The organism is Oleiphilus sp. HI0125, from assembly GCF_001635355.1.
This window is the reverse complement of the sequence record NZ_LWGF01001440.1, coordinates 1-668: the sequence shown is the minus strand read 5'-3', so window position 1 is coordinate 668 and position 668 is coordinate 1. Positions and strand designations below refer to the sequence as shown.

Here is a 668-nt window from a genome sequence, read left to right as displayed (position 1 = left end):
GCGTTATCAGCCGGATCACCCTTTGGCGGATGAGCAGGGCTACGTCATATATCCCAATGTGAATGTTGTAGAGGAAATGGCTGACATGATGTCCGCCTCGCGCAGTTTTCAAACAAATGTCGATGTCATGGAGGCAGCCAAAACCATGATGCAACGAATTTTAACTTTAGGCCAATAGGCGAGATAGACGATGACAAGTATTAATACCTCCGGTGTTGCTGATCCTCTAGCGCAGTATCGCTTAGAAAATAACGGCGAAGCGGCAAAGAAAGGTGACTTGGGTAAAAACGAGTTTTTGGATCTGATGATCGCTCAGCTCGAGAATCAAAACCCTCTTGAGCCTCAAGATAACGGTGCCTTTATCTCGCAGCTAGCTGAATTTAGTGCGCTAGAAGAAATGCAACAAATTAACAACACGGTGAATAACTTCACCAATAAGTTCCAGTCTACACAAGCATTGCAAGCGTCTGCCATGGTTGGGCGCTCTGTGTTGGTGCCAGGCGCTGAGGCTCCACTTTCGGCAAGTGGAACGATTAGCGGCATTGCAGACATTCCGTCTGGAACTAGCAATCTTTCTATCTCTATTTTGAATGGTTCAGGTGAGCTCGTGCGGCGTGTTGACCTTGGGCAACAATTTGCCGGTTCAGTGCCGTTTGAATGGGATGGTT

2 protein-coding genes are annotated in these 668 nt (G+C 47.5%); both read left to right on the top strand.

Annotated features, from left to right (window positions below):
* Positions 1–178: flagellar basal body rod protein FlgC (locus A3762_RS24535; protein WP_304439329.1), on the top strand; the 178-nt coding region annotated here is incomplete at its 5' end.
* Between the two features lie 12 nt (positions 179–190).
* On the top strand, positions 191–668 hold a 478-nt coding region (locus A3762_RS24530; RefSeq protein ID WP_068758079.1), incomplete at its 3' end, for a flagellar hook assembly protein FlgD.